The sequence below is a fragment of the Streptomyces sp. NPDC054840 genome (assembly GCF_053611065.1).
On record NZ_JBSGZP010000050.1, the window covers coordinates 1 to 18,760 of the forward strand.

The following is an 18,760-nucleotide window of genomic DNA, read 5'->3' on the forward strand; positions in this document are numbered from 1 at the left end:
GGTTGGTGGCGTCCGTGGAGCCGCCCAGGTGGTGCATGACGCCCCAGACGGCGTTGAGGGCGGTCTGGACCGCGCCCTCGGCCCAGCCGGCCGTCCAGGAGATGTCGTCCCCCGCGAGGAAGATGCCGCGCTTGTCCTCGGGGAGGCGGTCCTGCATGAAGTGGGTGAACAGGCGGCGCTGGTAGCGGTAGTGGCCCGGGAGGTTGGCCTTGAACGCGCCCATGAAGTAGGGCTCGTTCTCCCAGGACACGGTGACCGGGTTGCCGATGATGTGGCGGCGGATGTCGACCTTCGGGTAGATCTCGCCGAGGGACTTCAGCATGACCTCCATCCGCTCGTTCGCGGACAGCGGCAGCCACTTGAGGCTGTCGTCGCACCAGGTGTACGAGAGGCAGATGACGGCGGGCTTGTCCGGGCCGTTGTCCAGCAGGTACGTGCCACGGGTCATGCGGTCGGTGAGGGTCATCGACATGACGTCGCGGCCGGTGTCCTCGTCCTTGTCCAGCCAGAACGGCCGGTCCACGGGGACGAACAGCTTGGACGACTCCATGTAGTGGGTGCGCTCGATCGCCGTCCAGTGGTCGATCGGGAACAGCGTGTCGTCGCACTCGATCTGCGACAGCAGCATCCAGGACTGGGCCGTGAAGATCGCGGCGCGGTACGTGCGGATGTCGCCGGAGGAGTCGGTGACCGTGATGCGGTTGCCGGCCGTGCGGTGCAGGCGGGTGACCGCCGGACGCGGGGTGCCGTCGTGCAGGGAGGACAGCGAGGTGCCCTGCGCCCAGTGCACGATCTTCTCGGGCTCGCGCTCCCACAGGCGCAGCGGCAGCTGCTGCGAGCCGCCCACGATGCCGCGGTGGTGGTCGTCGGCCTCGGTGTAGACGACGCGCAGGATCTCCAGGATGGAGTTCGGGAAGTCGGTGTCCCAGCCGCCCGTGCCGAAGCCGACCTGGCCGAAGATCTCGCGCTTGCGGAAGGACTTGAAGGCCTCGGACTTGCAGAGGAAGCCGTAGAAGGTCTCGTCGTCGAGCTTCTCGACGAGCTTGGCCCAGATCTCGCGGATGCGCGGGACGTCCCGCTCGCGCATCGCGGTGTTCATGTCGGAGAAGTCGGCGCCCTCGTCGAGGCAGGCGTTCCACGCGGCGGACACGTCGCGGTAGACCTGGGGGAGGTCGGCGATGGTCTCGGCGTAGTGGGTCTCGCCCTTGAGGTCGACGACCGTGGAGGGGGTGGCCTCGGCCAGCGGGTTCGGGAAGGGCTCCGTGACCAGGCCGACGAGGTCGATGTAGTGCTGCAGGGCCGTGGAGGACGGCGGGAAGCGCATGGCGCCCATCTCCGCGGTCAGCTCCTCGGTACCGGCGCCCTCGAAGCCCACGGTGCGCAGGCGGCCACCGATCTGGTCGGCCTCGTAGACGACGGGCTTGAGGCCCATCTTCATGAGCTCGTAGGCCGAGATGATGCCGGACAGCCCGCCGCCGATGACGGCGACCTCGGTGCCGAGCTCGGTCGCCGGTATCTGGCCGAGGCCCGCCGGGTGGGCGAGGAAGTCGTCGTACGCGTACGGGAAGTCCGGACCGAACATGGTGATCGGCGGCTGTCCGTCGCTGTGCGGGACGGCGGTGGTGGGCACCGTGGACGTCATGGGGGGTACGGCTCCTTGCGGCAGGGCTGGGGGGAGGCAGAGGGCTTAGACGAGGGAGGCGTAGAGCCCGGGTCGGCGGTCGCGCAGGTACGGGTTGTTCTCGCGCGAGGCGGACAGCAGCTCGGGGTCGGCCTCGCCGAACACCAGCTCCTCGCCGCGTCCGGCCCGGGTCCGGGTGACCCCGTCGGGGCTCGCCAGGCAGCTGAGTCCGACGAACTCGAACTCGCCTTCCGGGCCGGTGCGGTTGACGTACGCGATGTACATCTGGTTCTCGAAGGCCCTTACGGGGACCAGCTGTTCGGCGACGAACTGGAACGGGTGCATCTGCGCGGTCGGCACCAGGAGGAGGTCGGTGCCGGCGAGCGCGTGCGCCCGCACGTTCTCGGGGAATTCCACGTCGTAGCAGATCATGAGGCCGATGCGGAGGCCGTTCAGGTCCGCCTGGACGACGGAGGTGTCGCCGGGGGTGAAGGCGTCCTGTTCGAAGCAGCCGAAGAGGTGGGTCTTGCGGTAGTTCGCCAGCGCCTCGCCGTCGGGGCCGATGAGCTGGGCGGCGTTGTAGACGACGCCGTCCGCGCCCTCCGGGTAGCCGTAGAGCACGGCGATCCCGTGGCGGCGGGCGATCTCGCCGATGGCCCGGGCGGAGGGACCGTCGGCCGGTTCGGCGAGGCCGGGGATGTCCTGGAGGTCCAGCGCGTAGCCGGTCAGGAACATCTCCGAGGTCACGAGGAGCCCGGCCCCGCGCCGTACGGCCCGCGCCGCTGCCTCGTCGAGCGCCTTGAGGTTCTCGGCGGTGTCGCCGAGAACGCCGGAGCTCTGGAGGAGGGCGGTGCGCAGCGGGGGCATGGGCTACCTCTGTGACAGGCGGGGAGGGGGTCATAAAACGGTACGTTCGCGCGTTCGGCCCGGACAAGCCGTGAGCGTTGCGCTCCGCGCATCGATTCGTTGCGTGTTCCACCACCGACGCGGCGATTCGTTGCGCGGGCGCCCCGGGGCCCCCTCGTGGACACGGTGCGGCCCCTGCGCGGCCGCCTGCTACGCGTCCGCGCGGAAGGCCGGGTGGGTGGCCAGGAAGCGCAGGTCGTCGAGGATGTCGGGCGTGTGGCCGGAGACGACGCGGCCACTCCAGCTGTCGACGAGGGCCGGGACGGTCAGGGCGCCGTCGAAGTGGTGTCCGGTGGCCTCGTAGGCGAGGCGCAGTGCGGTGTACCCGGCCGCACGGGGGTTCGCACCGAGGAGGGTGGTGGTGATCGAGTGGGCCAGGCCCAGCTCGGCGAGGGTGTCGGTGACCCGCAGGGAGTGGGGACAGCCGACGCGGAGGTACAGGTGGTAGCGGTGCGGTACGGGGGAGAAGCCCGATCCGATGCGGCCGCGCGGGGCGGGCGCCGGGCCGGTGCGGGGCAGCAGCGGGGTGCGGGGCAGCGCAGTGCGGGGCAGGACGGTGTGCGACATGACTCTCCTGGGGTGGAGGACAACACGGCTGGGCCCCGGGCGGCGCGGTACTCGCCCGGTCCGGGTCACTCGTCGTCTCTGAGAGGGCTCAGCCGCGCGGGCCGAACGCGCTGCACACCCGCAGGAGGTCGATGTGCAGGCGCCGGGTGAGCCACCAGCGCCGCAGGGTTCGGGCGGCCCGCGTGCCCGTGCCCGTATCCGTGTCCGCCGTCCGGGCCGTGTCCACCGCCGCCCACCCCCGTCCTCGTCCTCGGCCGCCGCCGTCCGGGGCTGGTTAGGCTTCCGGTGGCGGGCATGGTCCGTCATGGCCGTCCCCGCAGTTTCGTGGTGGTGCCGGGGGCCGTCAAGAAGGCGGTCACTACCCGGACGCCGTCGCCTTACGGAAGGAGTCCCGCACCCATGTCCCCCGAGAGCGGCACGCTGTGCGGCAGCGAAGTACTCGACAATCCGGTCTGGGCCGCGCTGACCGGGCCGCACCGTGACTTCGCCGAGTTCGCGCCCGCGGGTCTGGCGGCCCGCTACGTGCTGGACGCGTCCCCGTTCTCGGCGCTCGCCGATCCGAAGGACCCGCGGGCGTGGGCGGATCTGGCCGCGCTGGCCGGTCCCGGGGAGGAGGTCTGGGTGACCGGGCTGCTGACCCCGCCGCCGGGGTGGGAGACGCTGGTGACGGTTCCGGGAGTGCAGCTGGACGGCCGGGCGGTACGGGCCGGGGCCGCGCCGGAAGCTGTGCCGCTGGGACCCGGCGACGTGCCGGAGATGCTGGAGCTGGTGGGGCTGACCCGGCCCGGCCCGTTCCTGGACCGGACGGTGGAGCTGGGCACGTACCTCGGGATCCGCCACGAGGGCCGGCTGGTCGCGATGGCCGGTGAGCGGATGCGGCCGGCGGGCTGGTCGGAGATCAGCGCGGTGTGCACCCACCCGGACCACCGGGGCCGGGGCCTGGCGGGCCGGCTGATACGCGCGGTCGCGGCGGAGGTCCGCGAGCGCGGGGACCACCCGTTCCTGCACGCGGCGGCGGCCAACACGGGGGCCGTGCGGCTCTACGGGTCGATGGGCTTCACCCTGCGCCGCAGCCCCCTGTTCCTGGGTGTCCGCACCCCGCGGTCGTAGCCGTGGAGGCCCGGAAGGGCCCCAGGGCGGTCCCGTGGTCCCCGGTGGCCGGCGCCGCTTCGCGGACACGCCCTTAAGCGGGCGCTCCGGAGGTGAAGCGGCGCAGGAGGGGGGAGAGGACGAGTACCGACTTGGTGCGTTCCACGAAGGGCTCGCCGGCGATGCGTTCCAGGACCCGCTCGAAGTGGCGCATGTCGGAGGCGAAGACCTGGACGAGGGCGTCCGCGTCGCCGGTGACGGTCGACGCGGACACCACCTCGGGGTATCTCTCCAGTCCTCGCCGGATGTCGTCCGGCGAGGTGTTGTGCCGACAGTAGATCTCGATGAAGCCCTCGGTCTCCCAGCCCATCGCGGCCGGGTCCACGCGGACGGTGAAGCCGGTGATGGCGCCTTCGGCGCGCAGCCGGTCCACGCGCCGCTTGACGGCGGGCGCGGAGAGCCCGACCTCGGAGCCGATGTCCGCGTAGGAGCGGCGGGCGTCCTCGGCGAGGGCGTGCACGATGCGTTCGTCGAGATCGTTCAGTCGCACGGGGGGTGAATCACTTCTATTCGGCGGTCTCCGCGGCCGTGGCGGCCAGGGCGGCCACAGTGGCCAGGCTGGAGCGGCGCATGCCGTAGAAGAAGTAGATCACGAGCCCGACGGCCATCCAGCCACCGAAGACCAGCCAGGTGGTTCCCGGCAGCTCCGTCATCAGGTAGGCGCAGAGCAGGAAGCCCACGATCGGGGTGACCGGGAAGAGCGCGACCTTGAAGGTGCGGTTCATCTCCGGGCGGGTCTGGCGCAGGATGATGACGGCGACGTTGACCAGGCCGAAGGCGAAGAGCGTGCCGATGCTGGTGGCGTTCGCCAGCTCGCCCAGCGGGATGAAGGCGGCGAGCAGTCCGCAGAAGAGGCAGACGATGATCGTGTTGACGCGGGGCGTGCCGGACTTCGGGTCGACCTTGGCGAAGGCCTTGGGCATCAGGCCGTCGCGGGACATCGCGAAGAGGATGCGGGTCTGGCCGTAGAGGACGGCGAAGACGACGCTGGCGATGGCGACGACGGCGCCCGCGGCGAGGATGACGCTCCAGAAGGAGTGCCCGGTGACGTTCTCCATGATCTGGGCCAGCGCGGCCTCGCTGCCCTCGAACTCCTGCCACGGCATGGCGCCGACGGCGACCAGGGCGACGAGGCAGTAGATCGCGGTGACGATGGCGAGCGAGAGCATGATCGCGCGCGGCAGGTCCTTCTTCGGGTTCTTGGCTTCCTCACCGGCGGTGGAGGCGGCGTCGAAGCCGATGTAGGAGAAGAACAGCATGGAGGCGGCGGTGCTGATGGCGGTGACGCCGAGCGGGGCCAGCGGGGTGTAGTTGCCGGCCTTGATGCCCATGAAGCCGATGACGCAGAAGAGCACAAGCGTCACGATCTTGATGCCGACCATGATCGTGTTGATCCGGGCGCTCTCCTTGGCCCCGCGGAGCAGGAAGACCATGCAGAGCAGGACAACGACCAGGGCGGGCATGTTGATGTAGCCGCCCTCGCCCAGCGGGGCGGAGAAGCCCTCGGGGATGGTGATGCCGAGGGTGCCGTCGAGCAGCTCGTTGAGGTACTGGCCCCAGCCGACGGCGACGGCCGCGACGGAGACGCCGTACTCCAGGACGAGGCACCAGCCGCAGACCCAGGCTATGAGCTCACCCATGGTGGCGTAGGCGTAGGAGTACGAGGAGCCCGAGACGGGGATGGAGCCCGCGAGCTCGGCGTAGGAGAGCGCCGAGAACAGCGCGGTCAGGCCCGCGACGATGAAGGCGATGAAGACGGCCGGGCCGGCGATCGGGGTGGCCTCGCCGAGGACGACGAAGATGCCGGTGCCCAGGGTCGCGCCGATGCTGATCATGGTCAGCTGCCACATCGTGAGCGAACGCTTCAGCGCGCCGCCCTCACCCTGGCCGCCCTCGGAAACCAACTGCTCCACCGGCTTGCGGCGGAGCAGCGGGTTGGCGGGCTTGCGGGCCTCGGAAGCGAGCGGTGGCGCCTGGCCGTGGTCGAGCACGAGGGGACTCCTTGTCACTGCGGATCGGGGAGGTCGGGGGAGGCGTCGACCGCGACGATCCGGAGCAGGGCAGGGCCCGTCGTAAGAGGGGTCTGCTCATGGGGGACCGCCGAGCAGGCGATCCGCGCCACTCCACGTACAGCGAGTGAGCCTACGAGCTGAGTGATACCGCCCGTAATGCACCATCCTTGCACATTGACGCACGATCGTTGCGCGGATCGGTCACTGACAGTCGTTTGTTGCGTAGGGATGATCGATCGCTGCGCAGGCCACCTCGGGGACCCCTTCCTGACACTCCGTCAGGTCCTGCCCCCGACCCTCCTGCCGGGGCCGAGAAGGCCGCCCGGATGGCATTGGTGCGCTCTGCGGCGGTGGAACCGGGTCCGAGCGGGGTACGGGTGAACGCGGTGGCACCGGGGGTGGCGCGGACCCCGCGGGTCGCCGCGCTGCCGGGCGCCGAGGGGGCGGCGGGGCACCGCGGAGCATGCCCCGCCAGGCCGGGTCGCCGACACCGCGGACATCGCGGCCGCGTTGTACTTCCTGGCCTCGCCGCTGTCCGCGTACGTCACCGGGCAGACGCTCGTGGTGGACGGCGGGGTAGGCGTGAAGTTCCCGTACCCGACGATCGGAGGCAACCAGTGAGACCACCGGGACCAGTGGGACCACCGGGCCTGGAAGGACCAGGACTGCCGGCGGAGCCTGTGGCCGGGCTGCAGTGCCACCCTGACGAGCCGGCGCCCTGGCAGGACGCGCTGGCCTTCCTGCGCGGGGTCGCCTGGCTGGACCAGGGGCGGCCGGTCCGCGCCGATCCGGCCGACACCATGCGGCTGCCCTGGGACACCGGTGAGCGCTCCACCCTGCCCATCGGCGTCCGGCTGGAGTTCACCACCGAGACCGCGCGGGCGGTGGAGATCCGCTACCGGGCGACCGTGCCCGGCCCCACCGACGCGCTGCGCGACCTCGCGCACGGCTTCGCGCTGTGGGACCGGCACGGGGTGGTCACCGAGGTGTTCACCGACCCGGCCGCGGAAGCCGTCGTACGGATCGGCCTGGGCGGCGGCACCGGCCCGTTCACCATCCACCCGCCCGAGACCCAGTCCCCGCTGATCCTCGGGCTGCGCGGGATCGGCGGCCCGCTCGCGCCGGCGCCGCCCAAGCCGCGCTGGGTGGTGCACGGCGACTCCATCACCGAGGGCTGGTGGTCCACCCGCCCCGCGCACGGCTGGCCCGCCGTCACCGGCCGCGCCCTCGGCTGGGACACCGTCAACCTCGGCTACGCGGGGGCCGCGCGCGGTGAGCTGACCACCGCCGAACAGCTCGCTGGCCTGCCCGCCGACGTCCTCACCCTCGCCTTCGGCACCAACTGCTGGTCCCGCGTGCCCTTTTCGGCGCCCCTGCTGTACGAGACCACGCGCGCCTTCCTCGAACTGGTCCGCCAGGGACACCCGCGGACCCCGATCCTGCTGGTCTCCCCCGTCCTGCGACCCGACGCCGAGCGCACCCCGAACAAGCTCGGCGCCACCCTCGGCGCCCTGCGTGACGCGATGGAGCGGGCCGCCCGGGACCGGATCGCCGCCGGGGACGACCGGCTGGCCGTGCTCCCGGGCCGGGACCTGCTCGGTCCCGAGCACCTGGCGGACGGGCTGCACCCCAACGACAGCGGCCACCAGGTTCTCGGCCTCGCTGTGGCCACGGCTCTGCGGCGCACCGGGTTCGAAGTGGGGTGAGTGAAACAGCCCACACCGGACGAGGTGAACAGATCTCTCCCACCGGAGCGTGTCCTGAGCACAGTTGACGCCACCACGGTGGCGGACACCGGACACCACACGTGGGAGAGATCAAGATGGGCATCAAGCGCGGAACCACCCTGGCCGCGGCCGCGATCGTCGTCGTTCTCGCGGCGACGGCCTGCGGCCCCACGGACGACAAGGCCGCGGACACGACCAAGCCGGTCGGGGCCGCCGCCGCTCAGGACTACGGGAAGGCCCCGGCCGCCGCCGACGGCGCCTACGGCTCCGACGGCGCCGGAGCCGCGCCCGCCTCGGACGCCAAGCCGGCCGGGCAGCTCGCGATGGCCTCCAACGACAAGGTCGGGCCGGTCCTGACCGACAGCGCCGGGTTCACCCTCTACCGGTTCGACAAGGACACGGCCAAGCCGCCGAAGTCCAACTGCGACGGGGACTGCGAGAAGACCTGGCCGGTGGTCGCCGCCGGTGACGTCACCGCCGCCGCCGGCATGGACCCGGCCGTGCTGGGCGAGGTCGTGCGCACCGACGGCAGCAAGCAGCTGACGGTGGGCGGCTGGCCCGCGTACCGCTACAGCAAGGACACCAAGGCGGGCGACGTCAACGGCCAGGGCGTCGGCGGGGTGTGGTTCGCGCTCGCGGCGGACGGCAAGAAGGCCGCGAAGGGGGCCGCGACCGAGGAGGCACCGCCGGCCGCGGGCGGCGCCGCCGAGGGCGACGGGAAGCTGTCGGTGGCCAAGGACCCCAAGCTGGGCGACCACATCGTCGACGGCAAGGGCATGACCGTCTACCGGTTCAAGCCGGACACCCAGTGGCCGATGACCTCCAAGTGCGTGGGCGACTGCCAGACCAAGTGGCCGGTCGTCGCGCCGGTGGAGAAGGCCGCGGACAAGGGGATCGTCGAGAAGAACTACACGGTGCTCAACCGCCCGGACGGCCTGAAGCAGCAGAGCGTCGACTGCTGGCCCGTCTACACCTTCACCGGTGACAAGAAGCCCGGCGACGTGAACGGCCAGGGTGTGGGCGGCACCTGGTACGCCGTGTCCCCCGAAGGCAAGCTCATCACCATCCAGTAGCCGACGCTCCTCCCCTCCCTCCTCCCCTCCCCCCACCCCGTTCGCGCGGCCCTCGCCCACATCCCCCCTGGGCGGGGGCCGCGCCCTTTGCCGTTCCGCCCCCGCCAAGTCCTCTCTAGTGCTGTGACCGGAAAGGTTCACCGGGTCACGACGCCCGGCACGGCACCTCGCCGCGTTGTCGGACCGCACAAGTACGTCCAGTACGAGCCGCGGCCCTCCGCCTTGCGATGCACCACACCGGACGCCGCAACCCGGCAAACCTTCCCGGCCACAGCACTAGACTCGGCCGCATGCTGCGCGTACTGGCCGTCGACGACGAGAAACCGCTTCTGGAGGAACTCCTCTACCTGCTGCGCTCGGACCCCCGGGTGCACACTGCGGAGGGTGCCTCGGACGCCACCGAGGCCCTGCGCCGGGTCACCCGGGCGCTGGAATCCGGCCCGGACGGGGCCGACGCCATCGACGTGGTGTTCCTGGACATCCACATGGCCGGGCTGACCGGGCTGGACATCGCCCGCCTGCTGGCCGGGTTCGCGCGGCCACCGCTGATCGTGTTCGTCACGGCCCACGAGGGTTTCGCCGTACAGGCCTTCGACCTGAAGGCCGTGGACTACGTACTCAAGCCCGTGCGCCCGGAGCGGCTGGCCGAGGCTGTGCGGCGGGCCTGCGAGCAGCTGGTCCGGTCCGACGAGGGCCCGGCGGCCGCGGCGGCGGGCGGGGTGACCACCGATGCCCCGGTGGCGGGCGCCCCGGCCGTGCCCGCGCCCCGCCGCCCGGTCGCCGAGGTCACCGTCGCCGACCGCGCGCCGGACCAGATCGCCGTCGAACTGGGCGGGATCACCCGCTTCGTGGCGATCGCGGACATCTCCTACGTGGAGGCGCAGGGCGACTACGCCCGCCTGCACACCGACGAGGGCAGCCACCTGGTCCGGATCCCGGTGTCCACGCTGGAGGAACGCTGGGCGGCGCGCGGGTTCGTACGGATCCACCGCCGTCATCTGGTGGCGCTGGCCCGGATCGACGAGCTCCGGCTGGAGGCCGGGACCACCAGTGTCCGGGTGGGGACCGCGGAGCTCCAGGTGAGCCGGCGGCACGCGCGGGAACTGCGGGACCTGCTGATGCGGCAGGCGACCGGCTGAAACCGGCAGCTCCCCAGGCGACTCGGGCCGTTCGCCCCTGACCGTCCGGCGCTCGGCGGCGCCGTTCGTCGCGCCGGGAGGGGCGTACGGCGATCCGCCGGAACCGTCGGCCGCACCGCCGCTCCGATCGGCCCTCGGTGCCCTCACCCCTCTCGTATCGTGGATCTTCCGGCGCGGGAGGAGCGAGATGTCCGAAATCCAGGCGCTGGTCGACGCCCTGAGCGGGCTGCCCCGGGCCCGGCCGGCCGGGCCCGCCGAGGCCGAGGTGCTGCTGGCCCGGCTGCGCAGTGCGGCCGCCCGCTGGGCCGACATCCTGTACGAGGCCCGCGAAGGAGTCCGCGAGCAGGTACCGCCGCGCGCGGAGGCGGCCCTGACGCTGGCGTTCCGGCGCGCGGAGGAGTCGTACGTGGAGCTGGAGATCGCCCTGCGCGACTGCGCGGAGCACCGCGATCCGGCCGTCTGACGGGGTGGTCCGGCCGGGCGGATCCGACGGCTCCGGCGGGTCCGAATCGAGCCTGTCGCCCGGTCAGGGGCGTGCGTAGACTCCGGACACCCCTCCCCTGCCGAAGGACCGCCCGGTGAACCAGACGTACGCGCTGACCGCGGTCGCCGTCGTCGTCCTGGTCACGATCCTGGTCGGCGCGCTGGGCCTGCGGATGTCCCGGACCACGTCCGACTTCTACGTCGCCTCGCGCACGGTGGGGCCCCGCCTGAACGCGGCGGCCATCAGCGGCGAGTACCTGTCCGCCGCGTCCTTCCTCGGGGTGGCCGGGCTGGTGCTGCTCCAAGGGCCCGAGATGCTCTGGTACCCGGTGGGCTACACCGCCGGGTACGTGGTGCTGCTCGTCCTGGTGGCGGCCCCGCTGCGCCGCTCCGGCGCCTACACGCTGCCCGACTTCGCCGAGGCGCGGCTGGAGTCGCTGGTGGTGCGCCGGATCGCGGTGCTGTTCGTGGTCGGGGTCGGCTGGCTGTACCTGCTGCCGCAGTTGCAGGGGGCCGGGCTGACGCTGGAGATCCTGACCGGGGCCCCGCACTGGGTCGGCGGGCTGGTCGTCGCGTTCGTGGTGACCGTGGCGGTGGCGTGCGGCGGGATGCGTTCGGTCACCTTCGTCCAGGCCTTCCAGTACTGGCTGAAACTCACGGCCCTGCTGGTGCCGTCCTTCTTCCTGATCGCGGCCTGGGCGGGGGACGGCGCGCCGCGGGCCACCTTCGACGCTCCGGCCGTCTTCCGCGAGCACACCTCGGTGACGCTCGCGCAGGACGTCCGGCTGTCGGTGGCCGATCCGCTGACGGTGACGGTGACCGGGCAGGTGGACGGGCACGGCTACGTGTCGGCGCCGCTGACCCTGACCGCCGGTGAGCATGTCGTACGGGCCCACGCGCGGATGGAGTTCGCCCCGGGCACGCCCGTTCCGGACACCCCGGCCGAGGCGCGGCCCGGCGCGTCCACCTGGTCGGTACCGACCTCCGGCGGGCTGCGCGGGTACCGGCTGTACGCCACGTACGGGCTGATCCTGGCGACCTTCCTCGGCACGATGGGTCTGCCGCACGTCGCGGTGCGGTTCTACACCAGCCCCGACGGGCGGACCGCGCGGCGCACCACACTGGTCGTGCTCGCGCTGGTCGGCGTCTTCTACCTGCTGCCGCCGGTGTACGGGGCACTGGGCCGGATCTACACGCCCGAGCTCGCCCTGACCGGTGACGCGGACGCGGCGGTGCTGGTGCTGCCCGGGCGGATGCTCGGCGGGGTGCTCGGCGAGCTGCTGGGTGCGCTGCTGGCCGGGGGTGCCTTCGCGGCGTTCCTGTCGACGGCCTCGGGGCTGACCATGGCGGTGGCGGGGGTGCTGCACCAGGACGTGCTGCCGGCGCGTGGGGTGCGCAGCTTCCGCTCGGCGGCGGTCGTGGCGATCCTGGTGCCGCTGGCCGGGAGCGTGGCGGCGACGGAGGTGCCGGTGGCGGACGCGGTGGGCCTGGCCTTCGCCGTGTCGGCGTCCTCGTTCTGTCCCCTGCTGGTGCTGGGCATCTGGTGGCGCGGGCTGACCGCGCCGGGTGCGGTGGCCGGGCTGGTCACCGGCGGCGGGGCGGCGCTGGGGGCGGTGCTGGCGACCCGGGCCGATCTGGCGCCGCCGGGCTGGACGCACACGCTGTTGGCATGGCCGGCGGCGTGGTCGGTGCCGCTCGGGTTCCTGACGATGGTGGCGGTGTCGCTGGCGACGCGGTCGCGGATACCGGCGGGGACGGCGGCCACCCTGGCCCGGCTGCACCTGCCGGAGGTCGTGGCCGGGGAGCGGGCGGGGGGTCCGCGGTGACCGGGGTGGCACCGGCGGTCGTGGCCGCGCTGGCGGTGGCGGGTGCCGTGCTGCTGCTGGGCGTGGGCTGGGCCGCGGGCCACCGGCACGCACGGCACGGGGAGCGGGCGGCCGGTATGGCCCTGGGGACCCCGGTGGAGCGGGCCACCTTCCACACCCTGCACACGGCTTCGCTGGCCGCTCCCCCGCTGCGCGCCGGGCTGACCGAGGACGCCGCCCGCAAGGCGGCCCGGCGGCTGCGGTCACTGCTGGGCACGGAGGCGCTGTGCCTCACCGACCGCGAGTCGGTGCTGGCCTGGGACGGTCCGGGCGCCGACCACCATCAGCGGCGGGCGATGGCCCGGGTGGCGGTGATGCTGGCGTCGGGGCGCAGCCAGAGCGTGCGCACCGAGTGCCAGCGGCCGGACTGTCCGCTGAAGTGGGCGGTGGTGGCTCCGCTCACCGGCGAGGACGGGGTACTGGGCGCGCTGGTGGCGTACGGCTCGCGGGAGTCCGCGGTGCTGGTGCGGGCCGCGACGGAAGTCGCGCGGTGGGTGTCCGTGCAGCTCGAACTGTCCGAGCTGGACCGGTCGCGGACCCGGCTGATGGAGGCGGAGATCAAGGCGCTGCGGGCGCAGATCTCCCCGCATTTCATCTTCAACTCACTGGCCGCGATCGCCTCGTTCGTCCGGACCGATCCGGAGCGGGCCCGGGAGCTGCTGCTGGAGTTCGCGGACTTCACGCGGTACTCCTTCCGTCGGCACGGTGATTTCACCACGCTCGCCGACGAGTTGCGCTCCGTCCAGCAGTATCTGGCGCTGGCCGGTGCCCGGTTCGGCGACCGGCTGAAGGTGACCCTGCAGGTGGCGCCGGAGGTGCTGCCGGTGGCGCTGCCCTTCCTGTGCCTGCAGCCCCTGGTGGAGAACGCCGTCAAGCACGGGTTGGAGGACTCCACCGAGGAGTGCCGGATCACGATCACGGCGCGGGACGCGGGCGCGGAGGCGGTGATCACGGTGGAGGACAACGGGGTCGGGATGGATCCGGCCCTGCTGCGCCGGATCCTGGCCGGGGAGCACGGGGGTTCCTCCGGAATCGGGCTGCCCAATGTCGACGAGCGGATCCGTCAGGTGTACGGGGACGCATACGGTCCGGTGATGGAGACGGGCGTCGGGGCCGGTATGAAGGTCACCCTGCGCATCCCCAAGTACCGTGTGGGCGTGCACAGTTCATCGCCCGGAAGCGCCCGTGGCCCCCGGCCGTCCTCGTAGGACGACCGGGGGCCACGGGGAGAGAACGTCGCACGCCAGGCGGGACTTTTACAACACGCCTAGTGCTGTGGCCGGGAAGGTTTGCCGGGTTGCGGCGTCCGGTGTGGTGCATCGCAAGGCGGAGGGCCGCGGCTCGTACTGGACGTACTCGCGCGGTCCGACAACGCGGCGAGGTGCCGTGCCGGGCGTCGTGACCCGGTGAACCTTTCCGGTCACAGCACTAGCTCCAGCTGGCGTGCAGCGGCTTGCCCTCGGCGTAACCGGCGGCGGACTGGATGCCGACCACGGCCTTCTCCTCGAACTCCGCGAGGGAGCCGGCACCGGCGTAGGTGCACGAGGAGCGGACGCCCGCGATGATCGAGTCGATCAGGTCCTCGACGCCCGGGCGGGCCGGGTCGAGGAACATGCGCGACGTGGAGATGCCCTCCTCGAACAGGCCCTTGCGGGCGCGGTCGTAGGCCGACTCCTCGCTCGTGCGGTTCTGCACCGCGCGGGCGGAGGCCATGCCGAAGGACTCCTTGTACAGGCGCCCGTCGGCGGACTGCTGGAGGTCGCCCGGGGACTCGTACGTACCGGCGAACCATGAGCCGATCATCACGTTGGACGCGCCGGCGGCCAGCGCCATCGCCACGTCACGCGGGTGACGGACGCCGCCGTCGGCCCACACGTGCTTGCCGTACTTCTTGGCCTCGGCCGCGCACTCCAGGACCGCGGAGAACTGCGGGCGGCCCACGCCGGTCATCATGCGGGTGGTGCACATGGCGCCGGGGCCCACACCGACCTTGATGATGTCCGCGCCGGCGTCGATGAGGTCCTTGACGCCCTCGGCGGCGACGATGTTGCCGGCCACGATCGGGACCTGCGGGTCCAGCGCGCGGACGGCCTTGATCGCGTTGATCATCGACTCCTGGTGGCCGTGCGCCGTGTCGATGACGAGCGTGTCCACGCCCGCGTCGAGCAGCTGCTTGGCCTTCTGCACGAAGTCGCCGTTGATCCCGACGGCGGCCGCGATGCGCAGCTTGCCGTTCGCATCGGTGGCGGGGGTGTAGAGCGTCGCGCGCAGGGCGGCCTTGCGGGTGAGGATGCCGACGAGCTTGCCGTCCTTGTCGACGGCCGGGGCCAGCTTGCGGTGGCCGGCGTCGAGCTGGTTGAAGGCCTCGCGCGGGTCGATGTCGGCGTCGATGAGCAGCAGCTCCTTCGACATGACCTCGGAGAGCTGGGTGAAGCGGTCCACGCCGGAGAGGTCGTGCTCGGTGACGACGCCGACCGGGCGGTCCTCGCCGTCGACGACGACGCCGGCGCCGTGGGCGCGCTTGTGCAGCAGGGACAGCGCGTCGGCGACCGTCTGGGCGGGCGCCAGCGTGATCGGCGTGTCGAGCACGAGGTGGCGGCTCTTCACCCAGGAGATGACCTCGGTGACGACATCGATCGGGATGTCCTGCGGGATGACGACGATTCCGCCCCGGCGGGCGACCGTCTCGGCCATCCGGCGGCCCGCGATGGCGGTCATGTTGGCCACGACGAGGGGAATGGTGGTGCCGGTTCCGTCGGGCGAGGACAGGTCGACACTCTGGCGGGAACCGACCGCGGAGCGGCTCGGCACCATGAACACATCGTCGTACGTCAGGTCGTACGGCGGCTTCAGGTCATTGAGGAAACGCACGTGCTGAACATCCCAGTCGATCGAAGGATCCGTCTACGCCCCGGCAGGACAGCGGAGGAAACGCACGTACTTCATTCTCCCACGACCTGGGGTTCACGCCGCCCGGGCTGATCGTCCAGGACATACCGGGCCGGGTGGTCGTTTCCTACGGGACCGTGGTCCCGGCGGGCTGTGTCCGACGGTGGACGGGGCCGTGGCGCCGGGCCAGCGGGAGCACCGATCCGCCGTTCCGCACGGCCGTGAACTCGGCGGCTATGGCCAGCGCGGTCTCCTCGGGGGTGGCGCCGCCGAGGTCGAGCCCGATGGGTGAGCGCAGGCGGGCCAGGGCGGAGTCCGTGACGCCCTCGGCCCGCAACCGTCTCTCGCGGTCGGTGTGCGTGCGCCGCGATCCCATGGCGCCCACGTAGCCCAGGGGCAGCCGCAGGGCCAGTTCCAGCAGCGGTACGTCGAATTTGGCGTCGTGGGTGAGGACGCAGACCGCCGTACGGGAGTCCAGGCGGCCCGCGGCCCACTCGGCGGCCAGGTGGCGGTGCGGCCAGTCGACGATCACCTCGTCGGCGCCGGGGAAGCGGGCCGGGGTCGCGAAGACGGGCCGGGCGTCGCACACGGTGACCCGGTGGCCGAGGAAGGCGCCGATCCGGGCGAGGGCCGCGGCGAAGTCGATGGCCCCGTAGACCAGCAGCCGGGGCGGTTCGGCGGCCGATTCGACGAGCAGGGTCAGGGGCTGCCCGCAGAGCCCGCCGGCGGTGCCGAGCTCGGCGGTGCCGGTGCGTCCGGCCAGCAGCAGCGCCCGTACCTGCCGGGCGGCGGCCCGGTCCAGGTCGGGACCGCCGGCCAGTCCGCCCTCGTAGGAGCCGTCGGCGTGGACGGCGAGCGCCCGGCCCAGTTGGGGCGGTGGTCCGGAGACCACCCGGGCGAGCGCGGCCCGGGTGCCCCCGGCGGCGGCGTCGAGCACCGAGCCGAGCACGGGCCGGACCGGGTCGAGCCCGCGCACCGGGGTGACCAGGACGTCGAGGACTCCGCCGCAGGTCAGGCCCACCGCGAAGGCGTCGTCGTCGCTGTAGCCGAAGCGGTGCAGGCCGCCTTCGCCGGAGGCGATGGCGTCGAGGCACAGCTCGTGCACGGCGGATTCCACGCAGCCTCCGGAGATGGAGCCGAGCGCGGTGCCCTTGTCGTCGACGGCGAGGGAGGCGCCGGGGCCGCGGGGAGCGCTCCCACTGACGGCGACGACGGTGGCCAGTGCGAATTCCCGCTGTGCGGCGCACCACGCGCGCAGCTGGTCGGCTATGTCGAGCATCAGCGGATGTATTCGCGGCGCGGGGTCTGTCCGGGCAAGGGCGGGCGCGGCGGCAGGAGGGCCGGGGTCGCCGGCCGGGCCGTGGCTTGCCGGGGCGGTGCGGCCGTGGCGGCGGCCGACCGGGTGGGTCCGGGGTATCCGTCGGGGAGCCGCGGGCGCGCGCCGAGCAGTTTCGCGGCGTGGGCGACGCTGGCGAGGGTGGCGTGGTGGTGCCACCCCCGGAAGGAGCGGCCCTCGAAGTCCCGGATGCCCACGGGTTCGCAGGTCTCGGCGAAGTCGAGGGAGACGCGGTCGGTGAGCTTGGCGAGCAGGAACAGCTGGGCGAGCGGCCGGTCGCCGATGTTGGTGATCCAGAACTCTGAGGGCAGCAGGGCGGCTTCGCTCCAGGCTCCGACCAGCAGCAGCGGGGTGGGCGGCGCGGGCACGGGGCGGTCCTCGCAGGGGGTGGCGAAGATCGAGGCCGAGGTCAGCAGGGTCACCGCGCCCTCGGCGCGCCCGTGGCGGGTCCATTCGACGACGCGGCGCTGGGAGCGCAGGGAGTCGATGAGTTCGCGGGCGGGGGCGGTGTGCGGCCCGGGTTTGTAGCGGCCGGCGCCACCGAAGGAGACGGGCAGCGAGCCGTCGACCTTGAAGACGAAGGGGATGTCCTGGAGGGTGAAGGACTCGATGCTCTGCGGGAGATCGCAGTTGGCGACCTCCATCACCACGGGCCGGCGCTGGAGTTGCCAGCTGGCGGCCATCCGCTGGACGGCGTGTACGGCGTCCTGGGCGGGGGTGAGGGAGCGGGCCGTGTCGGGGATGCCGGCCCGGCGGCGGCGCAGGAGTTCGCTGGTCCAGGGCCCGGGGAGGGTGAGGGTCCATTCGACCGGGAAGCTGGCCTCGCTGGAGGCGAGCCAGATCCCGCTCGCCTGCTGGCAGTTGGCGGTGCGGCCGAGCTGGGGAACGAACTGCCGGCCGACGCCGACGGATCGGTCCCCCGCCTTCTCTATGACCATGGGCTGGAGCACCCAGGCCAGGGGGCGCTGCGCGGTGCGTTCGAGGTGCTGGGCGAGGGAGCGGCGGACCGGGGTCCAGTCCCAGGGGGACTTGCTGATGAACTGCTGGAGGCTCTGCTCGACGGAACTGGCCCCTGTTCCGGCGATGTTACGAATTGTTTTCTTCCCGGCGGTCCGCACCAGACCGTTCAGATAAACGCGGGCCCAGTTTCGCTGGTCCCGCCGGGGTAATGATTCGAAGAGAAGAGAGATCAGGACGTCGATCAATTCGGAGATTTCCGTCGTGGAATCCTCCGGCAGAGCTACGCGAGCCATCTGGGCCTCCCCCGCGACCAGCTAGATCCAATACCCTACTTGACCGCATAGAACGGCCGTAGGCCCCGGCGGCTACTTCCTGAGGTCGCTGGCAGAATCGAGCCGCTCTTCCTCTACCACGAGGGGGATGGGGATCTGGTTCGCCGCATAGTAGATCGCGATCAGGAAGTGGGCGGCAAGTGTGAGTGGTGCGGAGTAGAAGGCCAGAAGGACCGTGAGGGGGTACGCGATGGCACCGAGGCCGAAGCGCACCCGTGTGGCGCGTGCGCCCTCCCTGTCGACCTGCTCGTGGAAGAGGTGGCCGACCCGGGTCACGTACCACCAGAAGGCCAGGAAGGCCAGGGCGTAGGCCACGGTGACACCGCTGTAGAGGACCGCGGCCGCGTTGGCGGAGCCGCCTTCCTCCATGAGGTGCTCGGCGAGGACGTTGGTCGTGTACGGAATCACCGACACGACCATCAGCACCAGGAGATTCAGGAACAACAGGGGGCGGTCCACCCGCCTGAGGTGACTGAAGATGGTGTGGTGGTTCACCCACATCACGCCGATGATGAGGAAACTGACGACGTAGGCGGCGTAATGGGGCCATTGCCCCCGGACTCCATGCCAGAAGTCCGAGCCGGTTTCTTCCGGAACCTTTAATTCCAGAACAAGGATCGTAATGATGATGGCGAATACACCGTCACTGAATGCCTCGATCCGCCCGGTTTCGTTTTCCATTGCCTCCCCTTTGCCATTTC

Annotated in this window: 18 protein-coding genes and 1 pseudogene; 9 read left to right on the top strand and 10 right to left on the bottom strand. The window is 71.9% G+C overall.

The window, feature by feature from the left end; genetic code table 11:
- The 4 genes from ACWGIU_RS06230 to ACWGIU_RS06245 form a co-directional block, all read right to left on the bottom strand.
- Window positions 1-1,642: flavin monoamine oxidase family protein (locus ACWGIU_RS06230; RefSeq protein ID WP_453702937.1), on the bottom strand; the 1,642-nt coding region annotated here is incomplete at its 3' end.
- A gap of 45 nt (window positions 1,643-1,687) precedes the next feature.
- The gene (locus tag ACWGIU_RS06235; RefSeq protein ID WP_453702939.1) at window positions 1,688-2,488 is read right to left on the bottom strand and encodes a carbon-nitrogen hydrolase family protein; all 801 of its coding nucleotides are present in this window, start codon (window positions 2,486-2,488) and stop codon (window positions 1,688-1,690) included.
- A gap of 189 nt (window positions 2,489-2,677) precedes the next feature.
- Window positions 2,678-3,094 carry a hypothetical protein gene (locus ACWGIU_RS06240; protein WP_453702941.1) on the bottom strand — a complete coding sequence of 139 codons (417 nt, stop codon included), beginning with the start codon at window positions 3,092-3,094 and terminating at the stop codon, window positions 2,678-2,680.
- An 88-nt stretch (window positions 3,095-3,182) separates the two neighbouring features.
- Complete coding sequence (locus ACWGIU_RS06245) at window positions 3,183-3,320, bottom strand: hypothetical protein (protein ID WP_453702942.1); 138 nt, start codon at window positions 3,318-3,320, stop codon at window positions 3,183-3,185.
- Between the two features lie 173 nt (window positions 3,321-3,493).
- On the opposite strand from ACWGIU_RS06245, the gene ACWGIU_RS06250 reads away from it, so the two are divergent.
- Window positions 3,494-4,204 carry a GNAT family N-acetyltransferase gene (locus ACWGIU_RS06250; protein ID WP_453702944.1) on the top strand — a complete coding sequence of 237 codons (711 nt, stop codon included), beginning with the start codon at window positions 3,494-3,496 and terminating at the stop codon, window positions 4,202-4,204.
- 73 nt (window positions 4,205-4,277) lie between these two features.
- Here the strand turns inward: ACWGIU_RS06250 and ACWGIU_RS06255 are convergent, their stop codons facing one another.
- Together ACWGIU_RS06255 and ACWGIU_RS06260 are read right to left on the bottom strand one after the other, a co-directional pair.
- Window positions 4,278-4,733 carry an Lrp/AsnC family transcriptional regulator gene (locus ACWGIU_RS06255; protein ID WP_007262967.1) on the bottom strand — a complete coding sequence of 152 codons (456 nt, stop codon included), beginning with the start codon at window positions 4,731-4,733 and terminating at the stop codon, window positions 4,278-4,280.
- Between the two features lie 16 nt (window positions 4,734-4,749).
- Window positions 4,750-6,234, bottom strand: a complete 1,485-nt coding sequence (locus ACWGIU_RS06260) for an amino acid permease (protein WP_453702946.1) — start codon at window positions 6,232-6,234, stop codon at window positions 4,750-4,752.
- Between the two features lie 347 nt (window positions 6,235-6,581).
- On the opposite strand from ACWGIU_RS06260, the pseudogene ACWGIU_RS06265 reads away from it, so the two are divergent.
- The 8 genes and pseudogenes from ACWGIU_RS06265 to ACWGIU_RS06300 form a co-directional block, all read left to right on the top strand.
- Window positions 6,582-6,638: pseudogene (locus ACWGIU_RS06265) on the top strand (hypothetical protein); the annotation flags it as partial.
- A gap of 115 nt (window positions 6,639-6,753) precedes the next feature.
- Complete coding sequence (locus ACWGIU_RS06270; RefSeq protein ID WP_453702956.1) at window positions 6,754-6,876, top strand: SDR family oxidoreductase; 123 nt, start codon at window positions 6,754-6,756, stop codon at window positions 6,874-6,876.
- Between the two features lie 59 nt (window positions 6,877-6,935).
- Window positions 6,936-7,961 (top strand): GDSL-type esterase/lipase family protein, encoded by a 1,026-nt coding sequence (locus ACWGIU_RS06275; protein WP_453702958.1) that lies wholly within the window; start codon window positions 6,936-6,938, stop codon window positions 7,959-7,961.
- A gap of 116 nt (window positions 7,962-8,077) precedes the next feature.
- On the top strand, window positions 8,078-9,055 hold the full coding sequence (locus tag ACWGIU_RS06280; RefSeq protein ID WP_453702959.1) for an SCO0930 family lipoprotein: 978 nt from the start codon (window positions 8,078-8,080) through the stop codon (window positions 9,053-9,055).
- Window positions 9,056-9,345: 290 nt separating this feature from the next.
- The gene (locus tag ACWGIU_RS06285) at window positions 9,346-10,194 is read left to right on the top strand and encodes a LytR/AlgR family response regulator transcription factor (protein WP_453702948.1); all 849 of its coding nucleotides are present in this window, start codon (window positions 9,346-9,348) and stop codon (window positions 10,192-10,194) included.
- 187 nt (window positions 10,195-10,381) lie between these two features.
- Window positions 10,382-10,657: a hypothetical protein gene (locus tag ACWGIU_RS06290; protein WP_030729645.1), complete on the top strand. Its 276-nt coding sequence runs from the start codon at window positions 10,382-10,384 to the stop codon at window positions 10,655-10,657.
- A 115-nt stretch (window positions 10,658-10,772) separates the two neighbouring features.
- Window positions 10,773-12,503, top strand: coding sequence for a sodium/solute symporter (locus ACWGIU_RS06295; RefSeq protein ID WP_453702950.1), 1,731 nt, complete (start codon window positions 10,773-10,775; stop codon window positions 12,501-12,503).
- Window positions 12,504-12,508: 5 nt separating this feature from the next.
- The gene (locus tag ACWGIU_RS06300; RefSeq protein ID WP_453702961.1) at window positions 12,509-13,750 is read left to right on the top strand and encodes a sensor histidine kinase; all 1,242 of its coding nucleotides are present in this window, start codon (window positions 12,509-12,511) and stop codon (window positions 13,748-13,750) included.
- A 220-nt stretch (window positions 13,751-13,970) separates the two neighbouring features.
- Here the strand turns inward: ACWGIU_RS06300 and ACWGIU_RS06305 are convergent, their stop codons facing one another.
- The 4 genes from ACWGIU_RS06305 to ACWGIU_RS06320 all read right to left on the bottom strand — a co-directional run.
- Complete coding sequence (locus ACWGIU_RS06305; protein ID WP_453702962.1) at window positions 13,971-15,434, bottom strand: GuaB1 family IMP dehydrogenase-related protein; 1,464 nt, start codon at window positions 15,432-15,434, stop codon at window positions 13,971-13,973.
- Window positions 15,435-15,558: 124 nt separating this feature from the next.
- Window positions 15,559-16,710 (bottom strand): XdhC family protein, encoded by a 1,152-nt coding sequence (locus tag ACWGIU_RS06310; RefSeq protein ID WP_453702951.1) that lies wholly within the window; start codon window positions 16,708-16,710, stop codon window positions 15,559-15,561.
- A complete protein-coding gene (locus ACWGIU_RS06315) occupies window positions 16,710-18,020 on the bottom strand; it encodes an IS701 family transposase (protein WP_453702952.1) in 1,311 nt (436 codons plus the stop codon). Before ACWGIU_RS06315 ends, ACWGIU_RS06310 begins: the two co-directional genes overlap by 1 nt.
- A 72-nt stretch (window positions 18,021-18,092) precedes the next feature.
- The coding region (locus ACWGIU_RS06320) for a TMEM175 family protein (RefSeq protein WP_453702954.1) at window positions 18,093-18,760 on the bottom strand (668 nt) is incomplete at its 5' end.

Bases quoted from the DNA above. Each gene is read 5' to 3' on its own strand.
- ACWGIU_RS06290 (WP_030729645.1), top strand. From the start codon at position 10,382: ATGTCCGAAATCCAGGCGCTGGTCGACGCCCTGAGCGGGCTGCCCCGG.
- ACWGIU_RS06315 (WP_453702952.1), bottom strand. From the start codon at position 18,020: ATGGCTCGCGTAGCTCTGCCGGAGGATTCCACGACGGAAATCTCCGAA.
- ACWGIU_RS06240 (WP_453702941.1), bottom strand. From the start codon at position 3,094: ATGTCGCACACCGTCCTGCCCCGCACTGCGCTGCCCCGCACCCCGCTG.
- ACWGIU_RS06250 (WP_453702944.1), top strand. From the start codon at position 3,494: ATGTCCCCCGAGAGCGGCACGCTGTGCGGCAGCGAAGTACTCGACAAT.
- ACWGIU_RS06310 (WP_453702951.1), bottom strand. From the start codon at position 16,710: ATGCTCGACATAGCCGACCAGCTGCGCGCGTGGTGCGCCGCACAGCGG.
- ACWGIU_RS06235 (WP_453702939.1), bottom strand. From the start codon at position 2,488: ATGCCCCCGCTGCGCACCGCCCTCCTCCAGAGCTCCGGCGTTCTCGGC.
- ACWGIU_RS06280 (WP_453702959.1), top strand. From the start codon at position 8,078: ATGGGCATCAAGCGCGGAACCACCCTGGCCGCGGCCGCGATCGTCGTC.
- ACWGIU_RS06285 (WP_453702948.1), top strand. From the start codon at position 9,346: ATGCTGCGCGTACTGGCCGTCGACGACGAGAAACCGCTTCTGGAGGAA.